This window comes from Pseudomonas sp. KNUC1026 (assembly GCF_021650705.1).
Taxonomy (GTDB): domain Bacteria; phylum Pseudomonadota; class Gammaproteobacteria; order Pseudomonadales; family Pseudomonadaceae; genus Aquipseudomonas.
This window is the reverse complement of the sequence record NZ_CP087138.1, coordinates 3,776,151-3,798,536: the sequence shown is the minus strand read 5'-3', so window position 1 is coordinate 3,798,536 and position 22,386 is coordinate 3,776,151. Positions and strand designations below refer to the sequence as shown.

At 62.6% G+C, this 22,386-nt stretch carries 19 protein-coding genes and 2 pseudogenes; 12 read left to right on the top strand and 9 right to left on the bottom strand.

Going from position 1 to position 22,386, the window contains the following annotated elements; translation table 11 throughout:
- Positions 1 to 162: 162 nt before the first annotated feature.
- Positions 163 to 957, top strand: a complete 795-nt coding sequence (locus tag LN139_RS17830) for an RHS repeat-associated core domain-containing protein (protein ID WP_236355427.1) — start codon at positions 163 to 165, stop codon at positions 955 to 957.
- On the opposite strand, the gene LN139_RS17825 is transcribed toward LN139_RS17830, so the two are convergent.
- Entirely contained in the window at positions 944 to 4,771 is a 3,828-nt protein-coding gene (locus tag LN139_RS17825; protein WP_442964335.1) for an EAL domain-containing protein, read from the bottom strand. The genes LN139_RS17830 and LN139_RS17825 overlap by 14 nt on opposite strands.
- A 237-nt stretch (positions 4,772 to 5,008) precedes the next feature.
- On the opposite strand from LN139_RS17825, the gene ettA reads away from it, so the two are divergent.
- Positions 5,009 to 6,673, top strand: coding sequence for an energy-dependent translational throttle protein EttA (ettA, locus tag LN139_RS17820; protein WP_236355426.1), 1,665 nt, complete (start codon positions 5,009 to 5,011; stop codon positions 6,671 to 6,673).
- A gap of 104 nt (positions 6,674 to 6,777) precedes the next feature.
- Here the strand turns inward: ettA and LN139_RS17815 are convergent, their stop codons facing one another.
- The 4 genes and pseudogenes from LN139_RS17815 to LN139_RS17800 all read right to left on the bottom strand — a co-directional run bounded on the left by LN139_RS17815 (position 6,778) and on the right by LN139_RS17800 (position 10,188).
- Positions 6,778 to 7,281 (bottom strand): GreA/GreB family elongation factor, encoded by a 504-nt coding sequence (locus tag LN139_RS17815; RefSeq protein ID WP_236355425.1) that lies wholly within the window; start codon positions 7,279 to 7,281, stop codon positions 6,778 to 6,780.
- A 97-nt stretch (positions 7,282 to 7,378) separates the two neighbouring features.
- On the bottom strand, positions 7,379 to 7,639 hold the full coding sequence (locus tag LN139_RS17810) for a hypothetical protein (protein WP_442964334.1): 261 nt from the start codon (positions 7,637 to 7,639) through the stop codon (positions 7,379 to 7,381).
- A 164-nt stretch (positions 7,640 to 7,803) separates the two neighbouring features.
- Positions 7,804 to 9,647 (bottom strand): annotated as a pseudogene (locus tag LN139_RS17805) (Lnb N-terminal periplasmic domain-containing protein).
- 52 nt (positions 9,648 to 9,699) lie between these two features.
- Positions 9,700 to 10,188, bottom strand: a complete 489-nt coding sequence (locus tag LN139_RS17800; RefSeq protein WP_236355424.1) for a DUF3015 domain-containing protein — start codon at positions 10,186 to 10,188, stop codon at positions 9,700 to 9,702.
- Between the two features lie 227 nt (positions 10,189 to 10,415).
- On the opposite strand from LN139_RS17800, the pseudogene LN139_RS24940 reads away from it, so the two are divergent.
- The 4 genes and pseudogenes from LN139_RS24940 to LN139_RS17775 all read left to right on the top strand — a co-directional run bounded on the left by LN139_RS24940 (position 10,416) and on the right by LN139_RS17775 (position 14,521).
- Positions 10,416 to 12,856 (top strand): annotated as a pseudogene (locus LN139_RS24940) (AAA family ATPase).
- 76 nt (positions 12,857 to 12,932) lie between these two features.
- Positions 12,933 to 13,271: a PA4575 family protein gene (locus LN139_RS17785; RefSeq protein ID WP_236355423.1), complete on the top strand. Its 339-nt coding sequence runs from the start codon at positions 12,933 to 12,935 to the stop codon at positions 13,269 to 13,271.
- A gap of 79 nt (positions 13,272 to 13,350) precedes the next feature.
- The gene (locus tag LN139_RS17780) at positions 13,351 to 13,839 is read left to right on the top strand and encodes a TIGR00645 family protein (protein ID WP_236355422.1); all 489 of its coding nucleotides are present in this window, start codon (positions 13,351 to 13,353) and stop codon (positions 13,837 to 13,839) included.
- 64 nt (positions 13,840 to 13,903) lie between these two features.
- Entirely contained in the window at positions 13,904 to 14,521 is a 618-nt protein-coding gene (locus LN139_RS17775; protein ID WP_236355421.1) for an FKBP-type peptidyl-prolyl cis-trans isomerase, read from the top strand.
- Positions 14,522 to 14,596: 75 nt separating this feature from the next.
- Here the strand turns inward: LN139_RS17775 and LN139_RS17770 are convergent, their stop codons facing one another.
- From LN139_RS17770 to LN139_RS17760, 3 genes are all read right to left on the bottom strand, one after another.
- Complete coding sequence (locus LN139_RS17770) at positions 14,597 to 14,839, bottom strand: PA4570 family protein (RefSeq protein ID WP_236355420.1); 243 nt, start codon at positions 14,837 to 14,839, stop codon at positions 14,597 to 14,599.
- 68 nt (positions 14,840 to 14,907) lie between these two features.
- Complete coding sequence (locus LN139_RS17765; protein WP_236355419.1) at positions 14,908 to 15,246, bottom strand: zinc ribbon domain-containing protein YjdM; 339 nt, start codon at positions 15,244 to 15,246, stop codon at positions 14,908 to 14,910.
- 78 nt (positions 15,247 to 15,324) lie between these two features.
- Entirely contained in the window at positions 15,325 to 16,293 is a 969-nt protein-coding gene (locus LN139_RS17760; protein WP_236355418.1) for a polyprenyl synthetase family protein, read from the bottom strand.
- A gap of 296 nt (positions 16,294 to 16,589) precedes the next feature.
- Here LN139_RS17760 and rplU point away from each other — a divergent pair, with 296 nt between their 5' ends.
- The 5 genes from rplU to LN139_RS17735 all read left to right on the top strand — a co-directional run bounded on the left by rplU (position 16,590) and on the right by LN139_RS17735 (position 20,282).
- Positions 16,590 to 16,901, top strand: coding sequence for a 50S ribosomal protein L21 (rplU, locus tag LN139_RS17755; RefSeq protein ID WP_236355417.1), 312 nt, complete (start codon positions 16,590 to 16,592; stop codon positions 16,899 to 16,901).
- 35 nt (positions 16,902 to 16,936) lie between these two features.
- A complete protein-coding gene (gene rpmA / locus LN139_RS17750; RefSeq protein WP_097087344.1) occupies positions 16,937 to 17,194 on the top strand; it encodes a 50S ribosomal protein L27 in 258 nt (85 codons plus the stop codon).
- A gap of 167 nt (positions 17,195 to 17,361) precedes the next feature.
- Positions 17,362 to 18,585 carry an Obg family GTPase CgtA gene (gene cgtA, locus LN139_RS17745; RefSeq protein ID WP_236355416.1) on the top strand — a complete coding sequence of 408 codons (1,224 nt, stop codon included), beginning with the start codon at positions 17,362 to 17,364 and terminating at the stop codon, positions 18,583 to 18,585.
- Between the two features lie 105 nt (positions 18,586 to 18,690).
- Positions 18,691 to 19,809, top strand: coding sequence for a glutamate 5-kinase (proB, locus tag LN139_RS17740; RefSeq protein WP_236360492.1), 1,119 nt, complete (start codon positions 18,691 to 18,693; stop codon positions 19,807 to 19,809).
- Positions 19,810 to 19,820: 11 nt separating this feature from the next.
- Positions 19,821 to 20,282: a CreA family protein gene (locus LN139_RS17735; protein ID WP_236360489.1), complete on the top strand. Its 462-nt coding sequence runs from the start codon at positions 19,821 to 19,823 to the stop codon at positions 20,280 to 20,282.
- 92 nt (positions 20,283 to 20,374) lie between these two features.
- Here the strand turns inward: LN139_RS17735 and rpsT are convergent, their stop codons facing one another.
- Positions 20,375 to 20,644, bottom strand: coding sequence for a 30S ribosomal protein S20 (rpsT, locus tag LN139_RS17730; RefSeq protein ID WP_097087348.1), 270 nt, complete (start codon positions 20,642 to 20,644; stop codon positions 20,375 to 20,377).
- A 187-nt stretch (positions 20,645 to 20,831) separates the two neighbouring features.
- Between rpsT and murJ the strand changes: the two genes are divergently transcribed.
- Positions 20,832 to 22,370 (top strand): murein biosynthesis integral membrane protein MurJ, encoded by a 1,539-nt coding sequence (gene murJ / locus LN139_RS17725; protein ID WP_236355415.1) that lies wholly within the window; start codon positions 20,832 to 20,834, stop codon positions 22,368 to 22,370.
- Positions 22,371 to 22,386 lie beyond the last annotated feature (16 nt).

Genomic DNA, 22,386 nt, shown 5'->3' with positions numbered 1-22,386 from the left:
CGGTGGTAATAAGGCGCGCATTCTACCTGATCTGCCCGAGGTAGGCACATGACGCAAGATCATTGCCGGGGTGAGGGTGGCTCACCTGCCTGGCATATATGCCGGGTGCTGGCGTGAGGCGCGCAGCGTATAACCGGTTGAAACTCTGATCGGATGATCGCCATGCACGTTGCTACAGATTGCTCCCGTTCGGTCATCCGTTGCGGCTTGGCGAGCGTCGGCTACACGCCCTTTGGCGTTCGGCCGAGCATCGCGACACGTGTCGGCTTCAATGGCGAACTGGTTGAGCCCCGCAGGGGTGATTATCTGTTGGGAGCCGGGCACCGCCAGTACGTCGCCAGCCTTGGGAGATTCGCCAGCCCCGATGTACTCAGCCCGATGCAAGAGGGCGGGATGAACGCTTATGCGTTCTGCCAGGCTGATCCGGTCAATTATTCCGATCCAAGTGGCCGCAGCTTTATCCCCACCTCGATGTTCATGAAAGAGTTGGGACAAATAGCCGCCGATGTTCGTGGGCAAACTTCGATGAAGACACTGATCCCTTTGCCGACCCGAGAATATGTCTCACGAGTAGTGGAGCTCCGCCGTGGCCATCCCTTCAACGAAAATCTGCGCGGCGTGAATCGAAACTTCCTGGCGGCTGGCCGGGAAGGGCTCAGCCCGCCGCATGCCGAGCTATATGACGATCTGTCCGCAGCCGTATACGCCGGCGACATCAGTGGCACTACCGCGGCCTGGCGTACCGGTATGCAATGGGCGCACGACGCGATGGCCACGCTGGCCCATATGAATGCTTCAGGGCCTGTTCCCGGTGCCGTTGTTCAATTGGCCAATACGGTATCGGGGGCGGCCACCAATTTCGCATCGCTGTCCATGATGGGCGCTATAGACCATATCGGCATGAAGCGTTATGGCCTGTCCGGTTATCAGTCACCAAGGCACTTCATTCGAGCATGAACAACGCATCATTGCTGAACTGCCCGGCGAACCGGTTCGCCGGCATCGGGCGCCCGAAAAGATACCCCTGAACCTCATCACAGCCATGCTCGCGCAAGAAGCCCAATTGCTCATGGGTTTCCACACCCTCGGCGATCACCGCGAGGTTCAGGCTGTGGGCCATGGCGATGATCGCGCGGGCGATCTGCGCATCCTGTTCGCCGTCGGGCAGCCCGTCGACGAAGGTGCGGTCGATCTTCAGTACATCGATCGGGAACTGCTTGAGGTAGTTCAGCGATGAGTAGCCGGTGCCGAAGTCATCCACCGCGATCGACAGCCCCAGTTGCTTGAGGCTGTCCAGGATCTGCATGGCCTCGTTCACTTCGCGCATCAGGATGCTTTCGGTCAACTCGAGCTCCAGGCATGCCGGCGGCAGCTCGGTCTCTTCGAGGATGCAAGCGATGCGCCGGCCGAGGTGGCCATCGGCGAACTGCCGTGCCGAGATGTTCACCGAGACTTTCGGCACCCGTACCCGTGCCTGATGCCACGCCTTGAGCTGGCGGCAGGCTTCATGCAATACCCACTCGCCTACATCCACCACCAGGCCAAGCTCTTCGAGCACCGGGATGAAGTCCCCGGGCGGCACCAGGCCGCGGCGCGGGTGGTTCCAGCGCAGCAGGGCCTCGGCGCCGGTGAGCCGGCGGCCATCGCCACTGAATTGCGGTTGGTAATAGAGCACGAACTCGCGCTGTTCCAACGCATGGCGCAAGTCGCTTTCCAGCTCCAGTCGCTCAAGCGCCGACGCGTTCATGTCGGCCTGGTAGAACTGGAAGTTGTTCTTGCCACGCTCCTTGGCGTGATACATCGCCGTGTCGGCGTTTTTCATCAGTTGCGACAGCTCGTTGCCATCCTGCGGGCTGAGCGCGATGCCGATACTGGCAGTGACGAAGAACTCGCGCCCTTCCAGCACGAACGGCCGCACCAGGCTTCCCAGGATCTGCTCGGCCACATGCACGGCGCGGTTCAGCGCCTGCTCGCGGCTTGCGCGAGGTTGCAACAGCAGCGTGAATTCGTCGCCACCCATGCGTGCCACGGTGTCGTCATCGGCCACACAGGCCAGCAGGCGCACGGCCATGTCCTTGAGCATACGGTCGCCGGCGGCGTGGCCAAGCGAGTCGTTGATCGGCTTGAAGCGGTCCAGGTCCAGGAACATCAGCACCACCCAGGTTTTCTGCCGCTCGGCCTGTTGCAAGGCATTGTGCAGCCGGTCCTGGAACAACGTGCGGTTGGGCAGGTGGGTCAGGGCGTCGTAGTACGCCAGGCGGTGGATGCGCTGCTCGCTGGCCTTGCGCTCGCTGATGTCGCTGAAAAAGCACACATAGCTGGCCAGGTCGCCTTCGTCATCGAACACTGCGGTAATGCCGACCCACGCAGGGTAATGCTCGCCATTGCGGCGCTTGAGCCAGATCTCGCCTTCCCAGCTGCCGCGCTCGCCGAGCTGGCGAACCACGTACTGCAAATGCGCCTGTTGCTGGTCCGGCACGGTGAGCAGGTTGGGCAACTGGTCCAGCACCTGGTCGGCCGAGTAGCCGGTCACCCGCGCGAAGGCTTCGTTGGTTTGCACGATGTAGCCGGCCGGGTCGGTGATGATGATGGCCGAGGTCGAGTGCTCGAATACCGTGGCAGCCATGCGCAGGTCTTTTTCTGCACGGCGCTGCTGGCTCACGTCGCGGCCCACGCCCAGAATGCCTTCGAAATTGTCTTTCTCGTCCCAGATCAGCACCAGCCGCAGTTCGATGGGGATCTTGCGGCCGTCGGCGCGCAGGCAATCGAACAGGAAGAAATCGGTCTTGACCTGCTGGCGCAGTTCGGCCAATGCCAGCGGGTTGCCCAGGGCCGTTTCGACACGCTCCAGCAATGCCTGCAGGTTCTGCAATTGTGCAGGGTTGGCGATGATCGACTGCCAGCCATGGTCGAACACGGCTTCGACTTCATAACCCAGAACAGTCACCACCGAAGGGCTGACATAGTTGAGCGACAGCTGGCTATCGGTCGAGAAGATCACGTCACTGATGCTCTCGGCCAGCAAGCGGTAGCGGCGCTCGCTTTCCCGCAGCGACTGGCTGGCCTCGACCTGATCGGAAATGTCCTTGGCCACGCCGATGATGCGCGCCACCTTGCCGTCGGCATCGGTGCTGAGGGTTTGCTCGCGAATCTCGAAACGGCGCCAGCCACCTTCCTTGTGGCGAAAGCGCAGCTGGGTGTGCAGTGGTTTTTCGTATGCGGTGTCGCGCTGGCGTTGGCGCAGGGCAGTCGCCAGCGTCAGGTCTTCGGGGTGCAGCATGCTCTCCCAGTAATTGGGCCCCATCTGCTCCAGCTCGCCTTCTACATAACCCAGCGCCAGGCCCAGGTGCTCATTGCTGTAGAGCAATTCGCGATTGCGCACGTTGGCAACATAGAGGTGGTCGGGGACGGTCTGGATGACCTCTGCCCAGAATGCCTCGCGCTCAGCCAGCGAAAGCTCTGCCTGCTTGCGCTGAGTGATGTCGTCCAGGCTCAACACCACTTCGTCGGCTTCGGCCTCGGCGCTGGGGCGCAGGGCGAACCACAGGTACTGCTTGTTGCCGCTAGCGTCGTGGGTCTGCAGCTCGACTTCGTGCGCGTAGGGTTGGCCCAGGGCCAGGTCGAGCAGTGAGGTGATCAGCGGCGTGGCATCGGCCGATGCGCCGAACAGGCGGTCGTGCAATTGGGTAGCATCGGCTACGGCCAGCAGTTCCAGTGCCAGGTGGTTGGCTTCACAGATGCGCATGGCCGCCAGCAGCGTCAGGCGATGCTGCGGGTTTTTGCCCTGCCATTGCGCCAGTTGTTCAGGGCCATCGATGCCATGGTTGTGCAGGGCGGCACGCAGCGCGGCGAGGTCGAGCACGCACAGGCCGACGCCGGCGCCTTCGAAAATATCGTGATAACGGCGTTTGCCTTCTTGTAGAGCGCGTTGGCGGCGGCGAATGTCGCGCAGCACCAGCGCCGGCAGGATCGCGCACAAGGCGCCCAGCAACAGCTTGCCGGCAAGCCCTTTGAACAGCGCAACGCGGGCGCTCTCGGCGTCGAACAGGCCGCGCATGGCCCAGTCGCTGCCGGCGAGCGGCACCACCAGAACACTCTGGTTCTGCTCTGTGTCGCTGACCGGCGTGGTATCGCCGGGCTTGCCATCGCGCAAGACAACCTGGCGCGTTTCGCTGTTTTCCAGCAGCCAGGCGCGGCCGCGCGCTTGCTGGATGTCTTCGCTGAACTGGTCGAACAGTGCTGGGCTGAACGTCAGCAACCAATGCCCGCGCTCTGCTGCCGAGGGCTCACGCAGCAACAGCACCAGGCTTTTGCTGTCGCGGCCCTGTGCATAGTGAAAGCCCTCCGCGCCAGCACGAACCAGCAGGTCATTCAGTGCATCGCTGGCCAGCGGCACCGCGCCTTGTGGTTGGCCCTGGGCGTCGATCCAGGCAACGCTTGCCAGGCTTGGCAGCGTGTTGCGCAATTGCCCGAGCAGGGCAGGGCGGTTGGCCGGGCTCAGGGGAGGGTCGACATTGGCCAGCTGATTCAGGGCGGTCTGTGCCAGCAGCGCCATGCTCATGCTCAGGTGATCGGCCTGGGAAGTTGCGAATTCGACGGCACGATCATGCTCGGCCTGTTCGCTGCGCAGGTATTGATCCAGCAATTGCCAGAACAGCAAGCCTGTGAGCATCAGCACCAGCAGGGCCAACGTGGCACGCAGTGAACCCGACCAGTGGCGTGCCGGTCTGGCAGCCTGGTGGCGCAATGGGGGCTTGGGCAAAGTGCTCAACGGGTATACCTGCGCTGGAGCCGTGCGGATGACGGGAAACGAGACGGGAAATAGTCGTATACCGGGTCCTTGGCTAGCGACGAAATAGCATGACGCGTGCTGTGGCAAAGTGCCAGCCCTGTTTGTCGGCTGTTTGCCGACGGCGTCGCATTCCGGTAGCTTTGACGCCCTTGGCAAGCGCCCGCTTGCGTCCAGTTATCTTTGACCATCGTCATCGTCACCCAAGTCAGGTTTCCCATGGCCCAATACGTCTACACCATGCATCGGCTGAGCAAGGTCGTTCCGCCGAAACGTGAAATCCTCAAGAACATCTCGCTGTCGTTCTTCCCCGGCGCCAAGATCGGCGTGCTGGGCCTGAACGGCGCGGGTAAATCCACGCTGCTGCGGATCATGGCCGGGGTCGACAAAGAGTTCGACGGCGAGGCCCGCCCGATGCCGGATCTCAATGTAGGTTATCTGCCTCAAGAGCCACAACTTGACCCCGCCAAGACGGTCCGCGAAGTGGTCGAGGAGGCTGTTTCGGTGGTCAAGGACGCCCAGGCGCGCCTGGACGAGGTCTACGCCGCCTACGCCGAGCCCGATGCCGATTTCGACAAGCTGGCCGCCGAGCAGGCCAAGCTCGAAGCGATCCTGCAGGCCAGCGACGGCCATAACCTGGAGCGCCAGCTGGAAGTGGCTGCCGACGCACTGCGCCTGCCGGCATGGGATGCCAGGATCGAGCACCTTTCCGGTGGTGAAAAGCGCCGCGTGGCGCTGTGCCGCCTGCTGCTGTCGGCACCCGACATGCTGCTGCTCGACGAACCGACCAACCACCTGGACGCCGACTCGGTCGCCTGGCTGGAGCAGTTCCTGCACAACTTCCCGGGTACCGTGGTAGCCATTACCCACGACCGTTACTTCCTCGACAACGTCGCCGGCTGGATTCTGGAGCTGGACCGCGGCGCCGGTATCCCTTACGAGGGCAACTATTCCGGCTGGCTCGAAACCAAATCCGACCGCCTGGCCCAGGAGAGCAAGCAGCAGTCAGCTCACGAAAAGGCCATGAAGGAAGAGCTGGAGTGGGTGCGCAAGGGCGCCAAGGCCCGCCAGGCCAAGTCCAAGGCCCGTTTGGCCCGGTTCGAGGAGATGCAGTCTCAGGAATTCCAGAAGCGCGCCGAAACCAACGAAATCTACATCCCGGCTGGCCCGCGCCTGGGCGACAAGGTCATCGAATTCAACAACGTCACCAAGGGTTATGGCGACCGCGTGCTGATCGACAACCTGTCGTTCTCCATTCCCAAGGGCGCTATCGTCGGCGTGATTGGCGGTAACGGCGCGGGTAAATCCACCCTGTTCCGCATGCTGATGGGCAAAGAGCAGCCAGACTCGGGCAGCATCGAGATCGGCGACACCGTGCAACTGGCCTGCGTCGACCAGAGCCGCGAAGACCTCGACGGCAGCAAGACTGTGTTCGAACAGGTGTCCGATGGCTCCGATGTGATCCGCATCGGCAGCTACGAAATCCCGTCGCGCACTTATGTGGGCCGCTTCAATTTCAAGGGCGGCGACCAGCAGAAGTTCGTCAAGGATCTCTCAGGTGGTGAGCGTGGCCGCCTGCACATGGCGCTGACCCTCAAGGAAGGCGGCAACGTGCTGCTGCTCGACGAACCGTCCAACGACCTGGACGTCGAAACCTTGCGTTCGCTGGAGGAAGCACTGCTCGACTTCCCCGGTGCTGCGATCGTGATTTCTCACGATCGGTGGTTCCTGGACCGGGTGGCTACTCACATCCTGGCGTACGAAGACAACTCGCAAGTGGTGTTCTTCGAAGGCAACTACACCGAGTACGAAGCCGATCGCAAGAAGCGCCTCGGTGACGCGGCCGCGCAACCCAAACGCGTTCGTTACAAAAGCCTGGCCTGATACGGTAAAGCTCTGCGGCCAAGTTGCCAGGGCAGAGCACTTGTGGGAGGCCGGCTCGCCGGCCTCCCACCAAGTTTTGGCGGCGCGCTCGCGGTTGCTGGCAATCAGGCTGAGGGTGTAACACTGATCCGCACGATCTCGATCACCGCATCGCCCGCTGGCCTTGACCACTTCACCTCATCCCCTTCGCGCGCCCCCAGCAGTGCCTTGCCCAGCGGCGAGGCCCAGTTGATCAACCCCACCGCGACATCGGCCTGATCTTCACCCACCAGGCACACCTGAGTATGGTCATTGTTCTCGTCCGCGAAAATGACCCAACTGCCGATCTGTACCTTCTCGGTCGCGGTCACCGGCGGCACTACCCGGGCGCTGGCCAGCCGTTGCTGAAAATATCCCAGGTCCCGTTCCAGGTCTGCCATCGCCTGCTTGTCTCCACGCTCACCCAGCGCCACTTGCTCGCTGCGCAGGGCGTTGAGCTCGGCGACGCGTGCATGCAGCTGCGCCTGGCCACTCTCGGTCACATAGTTCGGTTGGTCGCTGATCGGCCGCTGCACCGGTGCGCTGGCCTGTGCGGCGGCGTGGTCTTCGTTCACAAAAGCTCGGCTCATGGTTTCTCCTTCCTTGAAGCGTTAGGCCATCACTGGGTACTTCAAGTTTCAGCCGCAGCCCGCAAACGTGCTCAGTTACCGTGGTAGGCGCGGTAGGTCATGCGCGTTTTTCCTGCTCCCACTCACGGTCGCGGTCGTTTAGCACGCGGTTCTGCACCTCTTGCTGGTCACGGCTCACCGCCTGTGCCTGGCACTGTCGAAAGCCATCGTCCCAGCCTCCGCCATAGAGCTTGTCGCTGCTGTAGCGCGTCACATTCTTGATGTACAGGCCACCGAATGAGGCGGCGGCGGCACGGCCGCTGCTGCAGCCGTCGTGATAACCATCAGCAAAGGCGGGTGGGTAACCTTGCTGAACCATCTGATCATGCGCACTTTGGCAGCCGGCAAGCGCCGCCACGAGCGCCAATGCACACCCATACCGCTTCATCGTCCGATACCTCACGGAGCCACGAGCGAATTGCCCGGGTTAGGTAAAAGGTTAGACCCTTCCCGGTGGGGTTTTTGTCAAACCATTGCAAAGTTTCAGTAGTGATACCAGCGCAGCTCCAGCATCGCTTCGTTGCGGGCCCCGCCCAGGTGAGTGAAATCCCGACCGGCGGTCAGTCGTAACCCAAGGTCGCGGGTCAACTCCCACTGCTGCCCGATGCTCAGCCGCCTGCGTACTTCGCCATTGGCGAAGTAATCGCCCTTGGCTTGCAACGTCAGATTGCCCAGCCCGTTGCGCCACAGGATGCCACTGTCGAAACCTACAGCCGGTACAGCGAAGGCTGAGAAGTCATTGTTGTGCTCCACGCGCCCGGTGCCCATCGCATAGAACAACGCCTGGTCGGCCAATGCCCAGGTGCCGCCTGCGCCACCGCTCAGGTGGGTGGCAAGCACCTGGTCGCCATGGCGGCCGGGCACTCGCTCAAGGCCGCCGCCCACCTGCCATGACAGCGGCTGCAACAGCTCGGTGCGCGGTGTCAGTGAGCGGATGTTGGCCAGGTCCAGGCGCTGCAATTGCCAATGGTTGCCCTCGTACTGGCGCAGCTTCAGGCCGAGGATCTCGATCTGTGCTCCCAGCGGGAAGCCATAGCTGTTGTCGGCCAGGTCATGGTAGGCCATGCGCAGGCCGTACTCACCGAACGCCTGGCCGTCTCGGCTGCCCACCCGGCGCTCCAGTTGCGGGAAGGGTGGCCTTCCTCAGGCAGGCCGGGGCGTTCAAGCTCCAGGGGCGGTGGCGGCTGTTCGTTCATGGCCCGCAACAGTTCGAAGCTGCGTTGCGCGCGTTTGGGGTCGCGCTCCTGGCCGGTTGCGCGATAGCGCTCCAGGCGGTAGGCGGTGTCTTGTATCAGCGCTCGGCGGTCGGCAGGCAAGGCCCTGAATTCCGGGCTCTTTAGTAGTGCGGTATCTTCCGAAAGGCGCAGCGCCCACTGGTTTTCTTCAGACGTCAGCGGCTTGGCCCGGCCCAGCAGCTCGCGCTCGCGGGAGGGGCGATAGTCGGTCGATGCGATCAGCCCGGCACGCTTGACCGCTTTGACCGTGTCGGTCGGGATTGCGGTCAGCGGGAACTGTGAGGTCAGGTTCAGGCCCGGGCGGGCCACCTGCAGCAATTCCAGCAATCGGTAGGAGCAGTTTTCGTCGAAGAAGTAGTAATCGAAGCGAACCTGGCGCAACTCCCACACATGCTCGACCATTCGCGAGGTTTCTTCGGCCGTGAGGTTCAGGTGGTATTCCCACAGGTCGCGGTTTTCCAGGCTGTTGTACTCGGCGAGCTTCTGCTGGTAGGGCACCAGCGAGAACAGGCCCGGATAGCCGCCGGCCAGGCCCTTCCAGGCGTAGAGAATGCTGTTGTCGCCGGGCGCTACGTAGGCGCCGAAATTGATCGCGTAGCTCAGCAGGGCGGTCTGGTTGGCGCGAGTATCGGCCTGGTCGATACGCAGCAGTGTGTGGCCAAACATCGAAGACGGGCTGTTCAGGTACGCGGCAGGGAACACCAGTACGGTGCTGGCCGGCGCGATGGCCTGGAACCACTGGTCGAATTCGCCGCAGTGCACCTGGGGCAGGTCGGTAAGCGATAGCTGCGACCTGAGCCAGCGAGCCCGTGCCGGATAGCGGCATTGCGCGTTCTGATCTCCCGAAGCTGCCGGTGCGTACAAGGCGGCCAGAGTGGCCTTGAGCTCGGCGTCAGGGTGGTGGGCGCCGTCGGCAGCCAGGAAGAATGAGTCGTCATCGACGTAGCTGCGCCAGCCGCCACCTTTTGCCGGGGTGTAATGGCCCAGCGAAAGCCAGTAGGGCGCCTGTGCCAAGCGTTCGATGTCAGAGGTGGTTGCGGCGTGGAGCGGGGCGCACAGCAACAGTGCCAGCCAAGCCAGGCATTTGTGCATTCAGGGGGTTCCAGCGAATCGAGCCCTGCCCACGAGGGGCAGGGCGGGGAGGTCAAGCCTGTTCGGCGTACTTGGCCAGGCGAGCATCGCCCTTCATGACGCTCAGGGTGTTGTTGTGCACGTCTTCGGCGGTCACGTCGGAGCTGCTGAAGATCTGGTTGAAGTGGCTGTGGGTCACCGACTCGAAGTAGGCGCGGTCTTCAGGCTTCACACCCATGACCACCGCGTAGGTCGTCAGCGCTTCGCCCTGGCCCTTGGCCATGTCTTCGGAGAGTTCGTTCATCATGCCGTTCATGGCGATCCACGACTTGCCGCCGTAGGTGAGTGCGCCAGAGGTGTTGCAGCCGTTGGTGCCGCTGGTCATGCCGAAGGTAGCGTTGCCGGAGGTGCCGTTGGTGGTGGAAGCCAGGAAGTGGGCGGGGGTGCCACGCTGGCCTTCGAACAACATGTTGCCCCAACCGCAGTCCGGGCCGCCTGGGGCCTGGGCCATGGCGTTGAGCGAGGCGGCGGTGAGCAGGGTACCGAGCAGAATCCGTTTCATAGCTTTATTCTCGTCGTTGTGTGATCCATTGGCTGGGCCGACTGCAGGAACGGCCACGCGATTTGGAGTCTGGCTCATGTTGAGCGGTTCCGCTCCATCTCGCCCGGAAAAAAATAAAATCGCACCGCACCGGGAACCTCGCAGCCGAGCCTGAACGTGCGCCTTGCATGGCACCGCGCGAGGGCGCCAGAATGCCGACATCTGCCTCGCACGAACAAGGACACCCGATGCCTGACTCTGTCGCCACCCGCCTGCGCCTGTCTCCCGAAGCGCTCGCCCGGCCTTTCACCGCCGAGCAGTTCAGCTTCGCCAGCACCGATGACCTCGAACCGTTTCGCGGGGTGCTGGGCCAGGAACGCGCGGTCGAGGCCCTGCAATTCGGCGTCGCGATGCCGCGACCGGGTTACAACGTCTTTGTAATGGGCGAACCGGGCACCGGCCGCTTCTCGTTCGCCAAGCGCTACCTGAAAACCGAAGCCAAACGCCTGCACACCCCGTGCGACTGGCTGTACGTGAACCACTTCGATGAGCCGCGTAATCCCAAGGCCCTTGAGCTGCCACCTGGCAGCGCAGGCACCCTGGTGGCCGACATCAACGGCTTGATCGACAACCTGCTGGCCACCTTCCCGGCAGTGTTCGAGCACCCTTCTTTCCAGCAGAAAAAAAGCGCCATCGACCGCGCCTTCAACCAGCGCTACGACCGCGCTCTGGACGTGATCGAGCGTGCGGCGCTGGAAAAGAACGTGGCGCTGTATCGGGACAGCAGCAACATCGCCTTTACCCCGATGCTCGAAGGCAAAGCGCTGGACGAGGCTGAGTTCTCGCAACTGCCTGACGCCGAGCGCGAGCGATTCCACGAAAACATTTCAGGCCTCGAAGAGCGCCTGAACGAGGAACTGGCCAGCCTGCCGCAATGGAAGCGCGAGTCGAGCAACCAGCTGCGCCAGCTCAATGAAGAGACCATCACCCTCGCCTTGCAACCGCTGTTGGCGCCGTTGTCGGAAAAGTACGCCGAGAACGCCGGTGTTTGCGCTTATCTGCAAGCCATGCAGGTCAACCTGCTGCGTACGGTGGTCGAGCAGTTCGTGGATGAGCCGAAGAACGACGCCGTCGCGCGCAAGATGCTCGAAGAGCAGTACGCCCCAGCCTGGTCGCGGGCCACGCCGCAGGCGCGGGCGCGCCTGTGGTGTTCGAGCCCCACCCGACCTACGACAACCTGTTCGGCCGCATCGAATACAGCACCGACCAGGGCGCGCTCTACACCTCATACCGACAGCTGCGCCCGGGTGCGTTGCACCAGGCCAACGGCGGCTTCCTGATCCTGGAAGCAGAAAAACTCCTCAGCGAACCCTTCGTGTGGGAAGCACTCAAGCGCGCGCTGCAATCGCGCAAGCTGAAGATGGAATCGCCAGTGGGCGAGTACGGCCGTTTGGCCACGGTCACTCTGGCACCGCAGATGATCCCGTTGCAGGTCAAAGTGGTGATCGTCGGCTCCCGGCAGATCTATTACGCGCTGCAAGACCACGACTCGGACTTCCAGGAGATGTTCCGGGTGCTGGTGGACTTCGATGAAGACATTCCGATGGGCGACGACAGCCTTGAGCAGTTCGCCCAATTGCTCAAGACGCGCACCTCCGAAGAGGGCATGGCGCCCCTGAGCGCCGATGCCGTCGCGCGCCTGGCCACCTACAGCGCGCGCCTGGCCGAACATCAGGGCCGCTTGTCGGCGAAGATCGGCGACCTGTTCCAACTGGTCAGCGAGGCCGACTTCATCCGCCAGGTAGCCGGTGACGAGCGCACCGACGCCGGCCACATCGAGCGCGCACTCAAGGCCAAGGCCACCCGGACCGGGCGCGTCTCGGCACGCATTCTCGATGACATGCTCGCGGGCATCGTGCTGATCGATACCGAGGGCGCGGCAGTGGGCAAGTGCAACGGCCTGACAGTGCTGGAAGTCGGCGACTCGGCCTTTGGCGTGCCGGCACGCATCTCGGCCACGGTTTATCCTGGCGGCAGCGGCATCGTCGACATCGAGCGCGAGGTCAACCTGGGCCAGCCGATCCACTCCAAGGGCGTGATGATCCTGACCGGCTACCTCGGCAGCCGCTATGCCCAGGAATTTCCGCTGGCGATTTCCGCGAGCATCGCGCTGGAGCAGTCCTACGGCTACGTCGACGGCGACAGCGCTTCGCTGGGCGAGGCCTGTACGTTGATCTCGGCGCTGTCGAAAACGCCGCTCAAGCAATGCTTTGCCATCACTGGCTCCATCAACCAGTTCGGCGAGGTGCAAGCGGTAGGAGGGGTGAACGAGAAGATCGAGGGCTTCTTCCGGCTGTGCGAAGCGCGCGGGCTCACGGGCGAGCAGGCTGCGATCATTCCCAAGGCGAACGTGGCAACCCTGATGCTCGACGAGCGGGTGGTCAAGGCCGTGCGCGAGGGTCGTTTCCATGTGTACGCGGTCAGCCAGGCTGATGAAGCACTGAGCCTGCTGGTGGGGCAGGACGCCGGCGCGCCGGACGACGACGGCCAATTCCCCGAAGGCAGCATCAATGCACGGGTGGTGGAGCGCCTGCGCGCCATCGCCGAAGTGGTCAGCGAAGAAGAGTTGAAAGAAGCGGAGAAGGAGCATCACGTCGAGGCGCTGGCGGAGGTCAAGCCCTGCCAGTAATCGGCCGGCTGGGTGGAACCGGCGCGCTCTTCTAAGCTCAATAGACCATTGGCCAACGCCGCGAGGGAGCAAGCGCATGGAACACGCTTTGAGCCTGTCCCGCAAATGCCTGGGGCTGCAAACCCGTATCGAATGCATGATCCGGCCAGTGGCCGGTGAGCAAGGGATCTGGACGCTGCTGTTCGCCGCCGGGATGGCCGGCGAGCAGCCTTCGGCAGTCAAGGCCCAAGGCCCGTTCAGAGGGCCGAAGGTTGCCGAATCGGTGCTTGGGGCGATCGTCGACAGCCTGACGCTGCACGGCTATCAGGTTGACGAGGACCCTCAGATCTGGAACCTGCATCTGCACGGTGAGCTGCGCAAGATCAACGCCGAGCGCGGCAGGCACCTTGGCGAGTCGCTTCACCGGCCGGAGTGACCATCGGCCGCATCCTGCTTTGCCCCGGCGCTCCCGGTATACTGGCGGCCTTTTATATGGCCGCTGGTTCAACCGCACTATGGAACGCTTGCTCGAAAAAACCATGTATGCCTCTCGCTGGCTGCTGGCCCCCATCTACCTGGGCCTCTCGCTGGGCTTGCTCGCACTGGGGCTGAAGTTCTTTCAGGAAGTGCTGCACGTGCTGCCGCACGTATTCGACCTGGCCGAAGCCGACCTCATCCTCGTGTTGCTGTCGCTGATCGACATGGCGCTGGTGGGTGGGTTGCTGGTGATGGTGATGATTTCCGGCTACGAGAACTTCGTCTCGCAACTGGATATCGACGAGGGCTCCGAGAAGCTCAGCTGGCTCGGCAAGATGGACTCCAGCTCGTTGAAGATGAAAGTCGCAGCCTCGATCGTGGCGATCTCGTCGATCCACTTGCTGCGCATGTTCATGGACGCCGGCAACATCCCTTCCGAACGCTTGATGTGGTACGTGATCATCCACGTGACCTTCGTGGTGTCGGCCTGTGCCATGGGCCTGCTGGATAAGCTCACCAAGCATTGATGTGGTAGGCTGCCCAACCCTTTTTGCCGGGCCGCCTGTCGCGGCCCCATGACGGAGCTGTTGCATGTCCGAAGTCAATCTGTCCACCGACGAAGCCCGCGTAAGCTACGGGATCGGCCGCCAGCTGGGCGACCAGATCCGTGACAACCCGCCACCCGGTGCAAGCCTGGAAGCAATCATCGCCGGCCTGTCCGATGCCTTCAACGGCGAGGCAAGCCGCGTCGATGCTCAGGCGTTGAACGAAAGCTATCGCAAGATCCGCGAAATCATGCAGGTCGAAGCCGAAGCCAAGGCTGCTGCTGCCGCCGAAACGGGCCGCGCGTTCCTGGCCGACAATGGCAAGCGCGAAGGCGTGACTACTCTGGCCTCGGGCCTGCAGTACGAAGTGATCAACAGCGGCAGCGGCGCGCAGCCCACCCGCGAAAGCACCGTGCGTACCCACTACCATGGCACCCTGATCGACGGCTCGGTGTTCGACAGCTCCTACCAGCGTGGCGAGCCGGCCGAGTTCCCGGTGGGCGGCGTGATCGCCGGCTGGACCGAAGCCCTGCAATTGATGAACGCCGGCAGCAAATGGCGCCTGTACGTGCCGAGCGAGCTGGCCTACGGCGCGCAAGGCGTGGGCAGCATCCCGCCGCACAGCGCGCTGGTGTTCGACGTCGAGTTGCTGGAAGTTCTGTAAGCCTGCTTCTCCCACCTCACGGGTTCAGATCACCCGGTGGGAGGGCGGCTTGCCGCGCGACGCTTCTTTCAGCACTCAGTGCAATGCCACACCCGGGCGCAAGGCCCGGGCGTAGCAGAACAGGAAAAGGTTGCGCACCAGCTCCTTGAGCACTACCGGTTCGCTTGAGTTGAGCCCGGTGAAATCCAGGTCGCCCTGATCACGCAGCTCCTCCAGCGCTTCAGCTTCCAGCACCGCACATACCTCGCCGGTTTCCCGGTGAAGAATGCGCAGGTAAGGTTGCGGCCGGTCGAGCCAGGCATCGATGAGGTAGGTCATGGCATTCTCCTTGAAAGTCAGCTTTCAATGAGAATAATTCTTATTTTCAGGAATGCAAGTGACTTCGATCAAGCCTTGCGGACAAACTCCGACTTCAGCTTCATTGCACCGATGCCATCGATCTTGCAGTCGATATCATGATCGCCGTCGCACAGGCGGATGTTCTTCACCTTGGTACCGACCTTCACCACCAACGACGTGCCCTTGACCTTCAGGTCCTTGATCACGGTGATGGTATCGCCGTCCTGCAGCACGTTGCCTACCGAATCACGCACCTGAGCACTGTCGTCCTCGGCTGGAGAGGCGCCGGCCTGCCACTCGTGGGCGCATTCCGGGCACACCAGCTGGGTGCCGTCTTCATAGGTGTATTCGCTGTTGCACTGGGGGCAGGGTGGCAAGGTGCTCATGGCATGGGCCTCGAAGGAGAAATGACAGCGCCACGGCCGGGTCTGTCCGGGCCGTGGCGCGTGTGGTGCAGCACGTGATCAGTGGGTGCGGGCGACGGCGAACTCGGTGAGTTCCACCAGTGCATCTCGGTATTCGCTGGCTGGCAGCAATTCCAGGCAAGCGATGGCCTTGGCTGCATACTCTTGCGCCAGGCGTGCGGTGTAGGCCAGTGCTCCGGATGCCTCCACGGCTTCGCGGATGCGCTCCAGCTCGTCGATGCCACCCTTCTGGATGGCCTGGCGCACCAGTGCAGCCTGTTCCGGTGTACCTGCGCGCAGGGTATGGATCAGAGGCAGGGTCGGTTTGCCTTCGGCCAGGTCGTCACCGACATTCTTACCCAGTTCTTCGGCGTTGCCCTTGTAGTCGAGCAGGTCATCGACCAGTTGGAAAGCTACGCCCAGGTGGTCGCCGAACTGCTGCAGCGCCTGGCGCTGGGCTTCGGGTGCCTTGGCCAGGGCGGCGGCGCTGTGAGTGGATGCCTCGAACAGCATCGCAGTCTTGCCGCGGATCACTTCCATGTAGGTTTCTTCGGTGGTGCTGGCGTCGCGCACCTTGGTGAGCTGCAGGACCTCGCCTTCGGCGATCACCCGGGTGGCGTGCGAGAGGATCTGCATCACCGGCATCGAGCCGAGCTGCACCATCATTTCGAATGAACGTGAATAAAGGAAATCGCCCACCAGTACGCTTGGGGCATTGCCCCACATGGCATTGGCAGTGGAGCGGCCGCGGCGCATGCCCGACATGTCGACAACATCGTCATGCAGCAGGGTAGCGGTGTGCAGGAACTCGATGGTTGCCGCCAGCAGGCGCAGGTCGCCCTCGGCATAGCCCAGTGCCTTGCCGGACAGCAGCACCAGCAGAGGGCGCAAGCGTTTGCCGCCAGCCGAGGTGATGTAATCGCCGATTTTCGAGACCAGCGGTACGCGCGAAGTGAGCTGCTGCTTGATGATTTCATCGACGGCGATAAAATCGTCCGCCACCACGCGGTAGAAAGCTTGGGGTTGCATCAGCGACTCAGGCTCCAATAAGGTTGCGCGGCATGCTAGGTGCCGCGTGGGGGGCTGTCAAGGCAAAGCCCCGTGTGGCGCGGGCCGCGTCCCAGGGCGGGCGGCCTGCGTTCTGTCGCTTCACCGGCCGCGCCCTTGCGCGGTGCTTGAACGTTGCGTACAATCGCGCACCCTGAACTTCCTGGGCATCACCTGCCTTACGCAATTGCAGCCAAGGTTTCCAGCCCGCTGCAGCCATGCCAGCCACCATACCTTCTATAAAGCGCTGGGTGAGCAGGATTATCGGAGAAATATCCATGTACGCTGTAATCGTTACCGGTGGCAAGCAATACAAAGTCGCCGAAGGTGAATACCTTAAGGTCGAGAAACTGGAAGTCGCCACTGGCGAATCCGTTACCTTCGATCGCGTTCTGCTGGTTGCCAATGGCGACGACGTGAACATCGGCGCGCCTGTCGTCGCCGGTGCCAAGGTGGTAGCTGAAGTCGTTTCGCAAGGCCGTCACGACAAGATCCGCATCATCAAATTCCGCCGCCGCAAGCACCACATGAAGCGTATGGGCCACCGCCAGTGGTTCACCGAGATCAAAATCACCGGTATTCAGGCCTGATCTTCGCCTGAAGCCCCAACAGGAGTATTGAACTCATGGCACACAAAAAAGCTGGTGGTAGTACCCGTAACGGCCGCGACTCGGAAAGTAAACGCCTTGGCGTTAAAATCTACGGCGGCCAGGCAATCAAGGCTGGCAACATCATCGTTCGTCAGCGTGGCACTCAGTTCCACGCCGGCTACGGTGTTGGCATCGGCAAAGACCACACCCTCTTCGCTAAAGTCGAAGGCGTGGTCAAGTTCGAAGTCAAAGGCGAATTCAATCGTCGCTATGTGAGCGTCGTCGCGGCCTGATCGCGCGTTCGCTGGAAAAGCCCTGTCCTGCGACAGGGCTTTTTTGTTTGTGCTGAGCCTCTTGCAAAGGTCGGCATGGGCGATTGGGGCATGTGGCGCTACGCTCATTTTTGCAAGAGCCTTAAATTTTCCGTTCAACGCTCGCCATGAGGCGAGAGGCGTGAATCATGAAGTTTGTAGATGAAGTATCCATCCGCGTTAAGGCGGGTGATGGTGGTAATGGTTGCATGAGCTTCCGGCGCGAGAAGTTCATCGAGAATGGCGGCCCCAACGGCGGCGACGGTGGTGACGGCGGCTCGGTGTACCTGGTGGCCGACGAAAACCTCAACACCCTGGTGGACTATCGCTATACCCGCCACTTCGACGCCCAGCGTGGCCAGAACGGCGGCAGTACCGACTGCACCGGTGCCAAGGGTGAAGACCTGGAGCTGCGTGTGCCGGTGGGCACTACCATCATCGATGCAGGCACCCAGGAAGTGATCGGCGACCTGGTCAAGGCCGGGCAGCGCATCATGGTAGCGCAGGGCGGCTGGCACGGCCTGGGCAATACCCGCTTCAAGTCCAGCACCAACCGTGCGCCGCGCCAGACCACTCCCGGCAAGCCGGGCGACCAGCGCGACCTGAAGCTTGAGCTCAAAGTGCTGGCCGATGTGGGCCTGCTGGGCTTGCCCAATGCTGGCAAGAGTACTTTCATCCGCTCGGTGTCGGCAGCCAAGCCCAAGGTGGCGGACTACCCGTTCACTACCCTGGTGCCCAACCTGGGTGTGGTCAGCGTCGATCGCTGGAAGAGCTTCGTGATCGCCGATATCCCCGGTTTGATCGAAGGCGCTTCGCATGGTGCGGGCCTCGGTATCCGCTTCCTCAAGCACCTGGCGCGTACTCGCCTGCTCCTGCACCTCGTTGACATGGCGCCACTCGACGGCAGTAGCCCGGCCGATGCCGCTGAAGTCATCGTCAACGAACTGGTCAAGTTCAGCCCTGCGCTGGCAGATCGTGATCGCTGGCTGGTGCTGAACAAGTGCGACCAGTTGCTCGAAGAAGAGCACGAGGAGCAGGTCAAGGCCGTGGTCGAGCGTTTGCAGTGGGAGGGCCCGGTGTACGTGGTCTCTGCGCTCACCAAAGAGGGCACTCGCCAGCTCAGCTACGACATCCTCGATTACCTCGAGCAGCGCGCCGACCGCCTGGCCAACGACCCGGTGTTCGCCGAGCAGATCGCCGAACTCGACCAGCAGATCGAAGATGAGGCTCGTGCCCAGCTTCAGGCGCTGGACGATGCGCGCGCACTGCGCCGCAGCGGTGTGAAGAGCGTCCATGACATCGGCGATGATGACGATGACTGGGACGAAGAGGACGACGAGGACGGCCCGGAAATCATTTACGTCCGCGATTGACGCATTGCAGTACACTTAACGCCGCTTGCCTGCACTGCCGGGCAAGCGGCGTTTTCGTATGTGCGGCGTTTTGTTTCCCTATTGGATTTGATCGGGTTGAAGATGATGCGGAGCAAGGTGACAGGGGCGCAGCGTTGGGTCGTGAAGATCGGCAGCGCGCTGTTGACGGGCGATGGCAAAGGGCTTGATCGCGAAGCCATGGCTGTGTGGGTGGAGCAGATGATCGCGCTGCATGAGGCTGGCATCGAGCTGGTGCTGGTGTCTTCTGGTGCAGTGGCAGCGGGCATGAGCCGCCTGGGCTGGGCAAGCCGCCCCAGCGCAATGCATGAGCTGCAGGCCGCAGCGGCCATCGGCCAGATGGGCCTGGTACAGGCGTGGGAATCGAGCTTCGGCAAGCACGGCCGCCACACCGCGCAAATCCTCCTTACCCACGACGACCTCTCCGATCGCAAGCGTTACCTGAATGCGCGCAGCACGTTGCGCGCGCTGGTGGGGTTGGGTGTGATCCCGGTGATCAACGAAAACGACACCGTGGTGACCGACGAAATTCGCTTTGGCGACAACGACACGCTGGCTGCGCTGGTGGCCAACCTGGTCGAAGCTGACCTGCTGGTGATCCTCACCGACCGCGATGGCATGTTCGACGCCGACCCGCGCAACAACCCCGATGCTCAGCTCATCCATGAGGCCCGTGCCGACGACCCTGCGCTCGACGCTGTGGCTGGTGGCACGGGTGGCGCGCTGGGCCGTGGCGGCATGCAGACCAAGCTGCGCGCTGCGCGGCTTGCGGCCCGCTCGGGTGCGCACACGCTGATCGTCGGCGGCCGCATCGAGCGCGTGCTCGATCGCCTCAAGGCCGGTGAGCAGCTGGGTACCCTGCTGACGCCCGAGCGCGGCATGGTCGCGGCGCGCAAGCAATGGCTGGCCGGGCATCTGCAGACCCGCGGTGCGTTGACCCTCGACAACGGTGCCGTGCAAGCGCTGCGCGAGGCCAATAAAAGTTTGCTGCCGGTAGGGGTGAAGGCGGTGGAGGGTGCGTTCCGCCGTGGCGAGATGGTCGTGTGCCTGGCGCCGGATGGGCGAGAAGTGGCGCGCGGCCTGAGTAATTACAGTGCAGTCGAGGCGCAGAAGATCATCGGCCTGCCCTCGGACGCTATCGAAGGAGCGTTGGGTTATATGGCTGAGCCTGAATTGGTGCACCGCGACAACCTGGTGCTGGTGTAATGGGCCGCGCGATGAGGGTGTGCCTGGCGGCGCTGGTGCTGCTGCCGGGGCTGGTGCGTGCGGAACAGGTGGGCGAAGTGTCTACGGTGTTCAAGTTTGTCGGGCCGAACGACAAGATCGTGGTCGAGGCCTTCGACGATCCGAAAGTGGAGGGCGTGACCTGCTACCTTTCGCGCGCCAAGACCGGTGGCGTCAAGGGTGGCCTGGGCCTTGCGGAGGATCGTGCCGAGGCGTCCATTGCATGCCGGCAGGTGGGGCCTGTTCGCTTCGCCAAGCCGCTGCAGGATGGTGAGGTTGTATTCAAGGAACGCACCTCGCTAGTGTTCAAGACCATGCAGGTGGTTCGCTTCTTCGACCAGAAGCGCAACACGCTCGTCTACCTGGTGTACAGCGACCGCATGATCGAGGGCAGCCCGCAGAACGCAGTCACGGCCATTCCTATTCTGCCGTGGAGTAATCCGCCGGCGCCCTGAGAGGCGCCCTGTGCCGGCGCCCTCTGCAGGCGCCCTTAATCGCAGGCATTAAAAAACCGGCTCGAGGCCGGTTTTTTCGAACAGAACGCGGATCAGGCAGCTTTCAGTGCCTTGACGTGTGCGTTCAGGCGGCTCTTGTGGCGAGCAGCCTTGTTCTTGTGGATGATGCCCTTGTCGGCCATGCGGTCGATTACAGGCACGGCCAGGGTGTAAGCGGTCTGGGCTTTGTCGGCGTCTTTGGTAGCAATGGCTTTGACTACATTCTTGATGTAGGTACGGACCATGGACCGCAGGCTGGCGTTGTGGCTGCGACGCTTCTCAGCCTGTTTTGCGCGTTTTTTGGCAGAAGGTGAGTTGGCCACCGTCGAGCTCCTTGGAAAGACTTGGGGTTAAGCAGACAAATAAGGCCGCGAATCATGCCGATGCGCAGCCGGGATGTCAAGGGTGATGCGGCAGTTCCGCTGAATGGTCGTTCACGCACGATCATCGTTTTTTTCGCAGCAGGGGCGGGTACACTCTGCGCCTTTCGTCAACGCGCGCCGGCTATCAATGAATCTGCTCAAGTCCCTTGCTGCGGTCAGCTCCATCACCATGATCTCGCGGGTGCTCGGGTTTGTCCGCGACACCCTGATCGCGCGAATCTTCGGTGCCGGCATGGCCACCGATGCTTTCTTCATCGCCTTCAAGCTGCCCAACCTGCTGCGCCGCATCTTTGCCGAGGGCGCATTCTCGCAGGCCTTCGTGCCGATCCTGGCCGAGTACAAGAACCAGCAGGGCGAGGAGGCCGCGCGCACGTTCGTGGCCTATGTGGCGGGCCTTCTCACGCTCGCCCTGGCAGTGGTCACGGTGCTGGGCGTCATTGCCGCGCCCTGGGTGATCTGGGTCACCGCGCCGGGGTTTGCCGACACACCCGAAAAGTTCGAGCTTACCAGCGCCCTGCTGCGGGTCACCTTCCCCTACATATTGCTGATCTCGCTCTCTTCGCTCGCCGGCGCCGTGCTCAATACCTGGAACCGCTTTTCGGTCCCGGCGTTCACGCCTACCTTGCTCAACGTCAGCCAGATCGTCTTCGCTTTGTTCCTCACGCCGTATTTCCACCCGCCAGTGATGGTGCTGGCCTGGGGCGTACTGGCGGGCGGGTTGCTGCAGATTCTCTATCAGTTGCCGCACCTCAAGAAGATCGGCATGCTCGTGCTGCCCCGCATCGACTGGCGCCACAGCGGCGCCCGCCGCGTGATGAGCAAGATGCTCCCGGCGATCCTCGGGGTTTCGGTGAGCCAGGTGTCGCTGATCATCAACACCATCTTCGCCTCGTTCCTGGTGGCAGGTTCGGTGTCCTGGATGTACTACGCCGACCGCCTGATGGAGCTGCCCTCCGGCGTGCTGGGTGTGGCGCTGGGCACGATCCTGCTGCCGACGCTGGCCAAGACCTACGCCAACAAGGACCGCCACGAGTATTCGCGCATTCTCGACTGGGGGCTGCGGCTCTGCTTTCTGCTGGTGCTGCCGTGCTCGGTGGCGCTGGCATTGCTGGCCGAGCCGCTCACCGTCTCGCTGTTCCAGTACGGCAAGTTCGACGCCACTGACGCCGCCATGACCCAGCAGGCGTTGATCGCCTATTCGGTAGGCCTGCTGGGCATCATCCTGATCAAGGTGCTGGCGCCGGGCTTTTATGCCCAGCAGAACATCCGCACCCCGGTGAAAATCGCCATCTTCACGCTGGTGGTCACCCAATTGCTCAACCTGGTCTTCATAGGGCCGCTCAAACATGCGGGCCTGGCCCTTGCGATCAGCGGCGGCGCAACGCTCAACGCGTCGCTGCTGTACTGGCAGTTGCGCCGCCAGGCGCTGTTCCAGCCCCAGGCGGGCTGGCTCTGGTTCCTGGCCCGGCTGGGGTTGGCGGTGCTGGCCATGGCTGCCGTGCTGTGGGGGCTGATGCAGGTGATGCCGGCCTGGAGCGATGGGCTGATGTACGAGCGTTTCGCGCGCCTCGGCCTGCTGATCGGCGCCGGGGTGGCGGTGTATTTTGGCATGCTGGTATTGCTGGGCTTCCGGCTGCGGCATTTCGCTCGGCGCGGCCTGCACTGACGGTTTCATCCGGCAA